The organism is Mycobacterium sp. NPDC004974, assembly GCF_053600815.1.
This window is the reverse complement of sequence record NZ_JBSGAQ010000028.1, coordinates 1-7,525: the sequence shown is the minus strand read 5'-3', so window position 1 is coordinate 7,525 and position 7,525 is coordinate 1. Positions and strand designations below refer to the sequence as shown.

1 protein-coding gene is annotated in these 7,525 nt (G+C 66.0%); it reads left to right on the top strand.

The window, feature by feature from the left end; translation table 11 throughout:
* Positions 1-7,525 (top strand): amino acid adenylation domain-containing protein (locus ACWEFV_RS32270; RefSeq protein WP_450073113.1); only part of this gene is annotated, 7,525 nt, incomplete at both ends.

Below are 7,525 nucleotides of genomic sequence, written 5' to 3'. Positions count from 1 at the left end.
ACCGTCCGGGTGAGAAGCGTCTGGTGGCTTATCTGACCGGTGTTGCGGATCCGGTGCAGGTGCGGGCTGTGTTGGCGCAGCGGTTGCCGAGTTATTTGGTGCCCGCGGCGGTCGTGGCGCTGGAGCAGTTGCCGTTGACGGTCAACGGCAAGCTGGACAAGCGGGCCCTGCCGGCACCCGAATACGTCGGTGACGGGTATCGCGCCCCGACCAACGCGGTCGAGGAGATCCTGGCCGGCATCTTCGCTCAGGTGCTGGGGTTGGATCGGGTGGGGGTGGATGACTCGTTCTTCGACCTCGGCGGCGACAGCATTCTGGCGATGCGTACGGTCGCGGCGGTCAACACCAGCCTGGATGCCGGGCTTGCCGTGCGCACCTTGTTCGATGCACCGACGGTGGCCCAGTTGGCACCTCGCGTCGGCGAAAGCGTCGACCGGCGCGCACCATTGGTCGCCGGTGAACGCCCCGAAGCTATTCCACTGTCGTTTGCACAGGGCCGGCTGTGGTTCCTCAACCGGTTCGAGGACGGGGCCGCGACTTACAACATGCCGACGGCGTTCCGGATCAACGGTGCCCTCGATGTGGAAGCGCTCTCATCGGCCCTCGATGACGTGATCTCCCGGCACGAGTCACTGCGCACGGTGTTTCCTCAAGTCGACGGCTTGGCCTTCCAGAAGGTGCTGCCTGCCGAGCCGGGATTGTGGCGGCGCGGCGGGCCCGCGGTGGTACGGGTGCCGGAGGCCGATCTGGCCGACGAGCTGATGGCGTTGGCGGCGTACCGGTTTGATCTGGCCGCCGAGATCCCGATCAGGGCGCAGATCTACGAGTTGGGCTCCGAACGGTATGTGCTCGGAATTGTGCTGCATCACATTGCTTTTGATGGTTGGTCAATGGCGCCCATGGCCCGGGATGTGGGCGTGGCATATCGGGCCCGGCTCCATGACCAGGATCCGGACTGGGTGCCGCTGCCGGTGCAGTACGCCGACTACACGTTGTGGCAACAGGATTGGCTGGGCGCGGAGTCGGATCCTGACAGCGTGATCGCCAGCCAGTTGGGATACTGGCGCCAGGAGCTGGCGGAACTTCCCGAGGTAGTGTCGCCGCCCGCGGATCGTTCCCGCCCGCCGGTACCGAGCTATCGCGGAGATGCGGTCGAAATGAGCATCGCCCCGCCGGTGTGGGCGGGGGTCAAGGCGGTTGCCGCGGCGCACAACGCGACGGTGTCGATGGTGTTGCAGGCCGCGATGGCGGTGGCGCTTCAGCGGGCCGGGGCCGGCGAGGACATCGCGCTGGGTACGCCGATCGCCGGACGCAACGATCAGGCGCTCGACGAGCTGGTCGGGTTCTTCGTCAACACCTGGGTGCTGAGGGTGGCCGTCGAGCCCGCACTGCGGTTCGGCGAGGTGTTGGAGCGGGTGCGGCAGAAGGCGCTGGACGCCTATGCCAATCAGGATGTTCCGTTCGAGTTGCTCGTGGAGCGGCTCAACCCGACGCGCTCCACCTCGCACCATCCGTTGTTCCAGGTGGCCCTGGCCTTCCAGAACAATGTCCGCCCGGAGATCGCGTTGGACGCGCTGAGCGTCGAGCCGTTGACCGCCGACATTCGTACCGCCCGGTTCGACCTCGAGTTCGATCTTCGCGAGCTACCCAGCGGGGATGCGTGTGCGCTGTTCGATCTGAAGGCAACGCCCGCCGAGGGGCTCGGTGCGCTGATGGCGGTCGGCACGGTGGCCTATGCCACGGATTTGTATGACCGGTCCAGTATCGAGCGGTTGGTGGGTTGGTTCGGTCGGGTGCTTGAGACCGTGGTGGCTGACTCGTCAGTCGTGGTGGGCGAGGTGGGTCTGCTGGAACCAGATGAGCGGGATCGGTTGTTGCGCAACTGGTCTGGCTCGGGTGTTGGCGCTCCGGTGGGTTTGGGTCCGGAGTTGTTGGCGGCGGCGGTGGCGGCGGATCCGGATGGTGTGGCGGTTGTCGACGGGGAACGGGTCCTGTCGTATCGAGAGCTGGATGAGGCATCGAACCGGTTGGCTCGGGGGTTGATCGGTGCGGGGGTGGGTCCGGAGCGTGCGGTGGGCGTGGCGATGGGCCGCTCTTTGGAGTTGGTGGTCGCGTGGTGGGCGGTGCTCAAGGCCGGCGGGGTGTATGTACCGGTGGATCGGTCGCATCCGGCTGAGCGGATCGCCACGGTACTCGACACCGTCGGCGCGGCCTGCGTTCTGACCCTCGGTGCTGACAGTGTCGACGGGTCCGGAGTGCGTCCGGTATTGGACATGGCCGCATTGGACCTTTCGGAGCAGTCTTCTGAACCGATCACTGACGTGGATCGGGTGGCGCCGTTGAGTATTGACAATGCCGCCTACGTGATCTTCACGTCCGGTTCCACCGGCACGCCCAAAGGCGTGGCGATCAGCCATGCCGGTGTGTTGGGGGTGGCTGCGGCGCATCGTGAGTTGTTCGGGGTGCCCCCGGGCGCGCGGGTGCTGATGGTGGCCGCACCGACGTTCGATGCCTCGGTGTTCGAGTGGTTGTGGGCGGTGTCCTCGGGCGCTGCGCTGGTGGTGGCTCCTCCGGATTCCTATGCCGGTGAAGCGCTGAACGAGGTCTTGCACCACCAGCGAGTTGATGCCGCGTTGATCACCCCGACGGTGCTGGCGACGCTCGACCCGGCCCGCGTCGACGGACTGGACACGCTGGTCACCGGCGGGGAGGCGTGCCCTGCGGAGCTGGTGGCGGCGTGGGCACCCGGACGGGCGATGTTCAACGCCTACGGGCCTACCGAGGTCACCATCTGGTCGACCTGGAGTGCTCTCTCGAGTGGCGAACCGGTACGGATCGGCGCCCCGGTTCCCGGCACACATGCGCTTGTACTCGATACGCGGCTGAATCCGGCGCCAGTCGGGGTGATCGGTGAGCTGTATCTGGCCGGCCCGGCGGTGGCTCGCGGTTATGTCGGCCGGCCCGATCTGACGGCGGACCGGTTCGTGGCCAACCCCTTTGGGGCACCCGGAACCCGCATGTATCGCACCGGAGACCTGGTGCGCTGGACCCCGGCGGGAAGCCTCGAGTACCTGGGCCGGGCCGACGCGCAGATCAAACTGCGCGGCCAGCGACTGGAACTAGGGGAGATCGAGAACACGATGCTGGCCTGCCCCCAGGTCACCCAGGCGGCGGCGACGATACATCGCAGCAGTACCGGGGTCGATCACCTCGTCGGTTACATCGGTCTCGAACAGACCAGCACCGCCGGTCACGACGCCGAAGTCGTCGACCAGTGGCAGAACATCTACGACGAGCTGTATGACGCCGATCTCCAGGTGGTGGAGTTCGGCAACGATTTCCGAGGTTGGAACAGCAGCTACACCGACGATCCGATTCCGTTGCCGGAGATGGCCGAATGGCGTTCGACGACGGTCGACCGGATCCTTGCTCTGCAACCGCGACGGGTTCTGGAGGTCGGCGTCGGCTCGGGGCTGATGCTGTCGCAGATTGCCCCGAAGTGCGTGGAGTACTGGGGCACAGACTTTTCCGCGCCGACGATCGCCAAGCTGCAGGCCGAGGTTTCCGGGCAGTCGTGGGGCGATCGGGTGCAATTGTCGACCCGACCCGCGCACGTCACCGAGGGGCTTCCGCAGGAGCACTTCGACGTTGTGCTCATCAACTCTGTGGTCCAGTACTTCCCGAGCGCCGGATATCTGGCGGAGGTCATCGACAAGGCAGTGGAGCTGCTGGCCCCGGGCGGGACGTTGTTCGTCGGCGATGTGCGCAACCACAGTCTGCAGGGCGCATTCCAGACGGGCATCGCCCTGGCGCGCAGCGGTAGCGGAACCGACACCGACGACATCCGTCAACGCGTGCAACGCGCAACGGTGGGCGAACACGAATTGCTGTTGTCCCCAGAGTTCTTCACCAGCTGGGCAGCTGAGCACCCTGCGGTCGGTGGTGTGGGTATCCACGTCAAACGTGGTGAAGCCGACAACGAGCTGACCCGGTACCGCTACGACGTCATCATTCACAAGGCGCCGGCGCAGGTGTGTTCGCTGGCCGGTGCGCCCGACTGGGCGTGGACAGAATGCGCGGGTCTGAGTGGGTTGAGCGCCGAGTTGACGGCTCGACGTCCGTCCACCGCGCGGGTCAGTTCGATTCCCCGCACCGGGGTGATCGCCGATGTCGCCATCGAACAGGCACTCGCCGCCGGGCTCCCGCTCGCCGAGGCGCTCGTCCATGCCAACACGATCGCCACTGCCGAGGATGTCGTCACCCCCGAGCAGCTGTACCGGCTCGGCGAGGCCGCCGGATATCACGTCGGGGTCACCTGGGGTACTCAGCCCGGCACCCTGGACGCCGTCTTCATCCGGGGGTCCGACGGCGAGGCGATGCCGGCGCTCACCGATCTCTACCAACCCGCCACCGATGCCCGTCAGCACGGCGGATACGCCAACGACCCCCACACCAATGCCAAGGTCGGTGAGGTGCGCCAGTGGTTGGCCGAACAGCTGCCCGAATACATGGTGCCGGCCCAGATCGTTGTGCTGGAAGAGTTCCCGCTGACCTCCTCAGGGAAGATCGACCGCAAGGCGTTACCCGAACCGACGTTCACCGCCACGTCCTTCCGGGCCCCGCAGACCCAGACCGAGAAGATCGTCGCCGAGGTGTTCACCGAGGTGCTGGGGCTCGGCAGGGCCGGCCTCGATGATGATTTCTTCGCCCTCGGCGGCGATTCGTTGATCGCCATTCGCGTCAGCGCGAGGCTGCAGTCGTCGCTCGGTTGGGATGTGCCGGTGCGGTACCTGTTCGACGAGCCCACCGTCGGAGGGCTCGCCGACTACCTGGACCGGCATCGGGACAGCGCGGCTCGCCCACCGTTGAGCGTGCAACCTCGTCCCGAGGTCCTGCCGTTGTCGTATGCCCAACAACGGTTGTGGTTCCTGGAGCAGCTGCAGGGTCCCTCGCCGATCTACAACATGGCTGTCGCGCTGCGACTTCGGGGGCGACTGGACGCCGACGCGCTGGGTGCGGCCTTCGTCGATGTCATCGCTCGTCAGGAAAGCCTGCGCACGCTGTTCACCGCGGTCGACGGTGTCCCACGACAGCTTGTGGTGCCCGCGGAGCAGGTTGACTTCGGCTGGGAAGTGGTCGACGCCGGCCTGTGGTCAGGCGATCGGCTGAATGAGGCCATCGGTGCGACAGCGCGGTACAGCTTCGACCTGACGAAAGAAATTCCGTTGCGGGCCAGGCTGTTCCGAATCAGCGCCGACGAGCACGTGATGGCGGCAGTCGTGCACCACATCGCCGCCGACGGCTGGTCGGTGGCTCCGCTGGTGGCGGATCTGAGTGTGGCCTATTCGAGCCGGTGCGGGGGCAGGGCACCGATCTGGGCGCCGCTGCCGGTGCAGTACGTGGACTACACGTTGTGGCAGCAGGAGTGGCTGGGTTCGGACTCTGATCCCGACAGCGTGATCTCAGAGCAGGTGGCCTACTGGGAGGATGCGCTGGCGGGCCTTCCCGAACGTCTGGAGTTGCCGACGGACCGGCCATATCCACCCGTCGCGGACTACCGGGGCGCCAGCGTGGCGGTCGACTGGCCGGCCGAGTTGCAGCAGCAGATCGCCCGGGTCGCAAGGGAACACAACGTCACCAGCTTCATGGTGGTGCAGGCCGCGCTGGCCGTGCTGTTGTCCGAGCACAGCGGTAGCACCGATGTGGCGGTTGGGATCGCGACGGCCGGTCGTGGCGAGTCGGCCCTGGACGAGCTGGTGGGATTCTTCGTCAACACACTTGTCCTGCGGGTCGACCTGACCGGAGATCCGACGGTGGCCGACCTGCTGGCGCAGGTGCGCAGGCGCGCCCTGGGTGCCTATGAGCATCAGGATGTGCCCTTCGAAGTGTTGGTGGACCGGCTCAATCCGACCCGCAGTCTCACCCACCACCCGCTGGTGCAGGTCCTGTTGACCTGGCAGAACCTGCCGTGGCAGCACAACGATCCGGCCGCCGGACTGGCGTTGGGTGACGTCGAGGCCACCCCGCTGGAGGCCGAAACCCAGACTGCCAGGACAGATTTGGTGTTCTCACTGGCTGAGCACTACAACAGCACGGGTGCACCCACCGGTATCGCCGGGATGGTGGAGTTCCGCACCGACGTGTTCGACGACGCCAGTATTCAGACTCTGATCGACCGGCTGCAGCGGGTGTTGGTGGCGATCACGGCCGACACCACGCAGCGGTTGTCTGCAGTCGACCTGCTGGTTGTCGCCGAGCTGGTGCGGCTGGACGAGTTGGGGCACCGGGCAGTACTGGCGCGGGCGGTGGTCGAGGACTCGATTCCGGGATTGTTCGCGGTGCAGGTGGAGCGGGATCCGGATGCGGTCGCGGTGTCGTTCGAGGGTCGTTCGGTGTCGTATCGGGAGTTGGATGAGGCCTCGAATCGGTTGGCGCACCTGTTGGTCGCCCAGGGCGCGGGTCCGGGCGAATGTGTGGCGCTGTTGTCGGATCGGTCGGCGGCTGCGGTTGTGGCGATTCTGGGAGTCTTGAAGTCCGGTGCGGCCTATCTGCCGGTTGACCCGGTGGTGCCGGATGGGCGTGTCGAGTTCATGTTGGGTGATGCCAAACCGGTTGTGGTGTTGACCAGTGCGGAGTTGGCTGAGCGGGTTCGTGGGTGTGGCGTCGCGGTCATCGATGTGGACGATCCACGGATTGATCGCCAGCCCAGCACTCCGTTGCCGGTTCCGGATGCCGATGATGTTGCGCACGTGATCTATACGTCGGGGACGACGGGTGTTCCGAAGGGTGTGGCCGTTGCGCATCGGAATGTGACGCGGCTCTTCGATGGTATGGACGTCGGTGTCGAGATGGGTCCGGGCCAGGTGTGGGCTGCGTGTTCGTCGTTGGCTTTCGACTATTCGGTGTGGGAGATCTGGGGGGCGTTGCTGCATGGTGGCCGCTTGGTGGTGGTCCCGGAGCAGGTGACGCGTTCGGCTGAGGATCTACATTCGCTTCTGGTTGAGCAGCAGGTGACGGTGCTGAGTCAAACTCCTTCTGCGGTGGGGATGTTGGCGCCGGAGGGTTTGGAATCGGTATCGACGTTGATGGTGGCTGCCGAGGCGTGTCCGGTGGATGTGGTGGATCGGTGGGCGCCGGGCCGGGTGATGATCAACGGCTACGGGCCGACCGAGACCACGGTATATGCCACAGTCAGTGGTCCGCTCGAGGTGGGTTCGTCGGTGGTGCCGATCGGGTTCCCCGTGCCGGGTGCGGCGTTGTTCGTGTTGGATCGGTGGTTGCGCCCGGTGCCGCCCGGTGTGGTGGGTGAGTTGTACGTGGCGGGCCGTGGTGTGGGTGTGGGTTATGTGCGCCGTCCGGGGTTGAGTGCGTCGCGGTTCGTGGCGTGTCCGTTTGCGGGCAACGGGTCGTCGGGCCAGCGGATGTATCGGACCGGGGATCTGGTGTCGTGGGGTCCTGATGGGCAGTTGCGGTATGCCGGGCGGGCTGATGAGCAGGTCAAGATTCGTGGGTATCGGATCGAGTT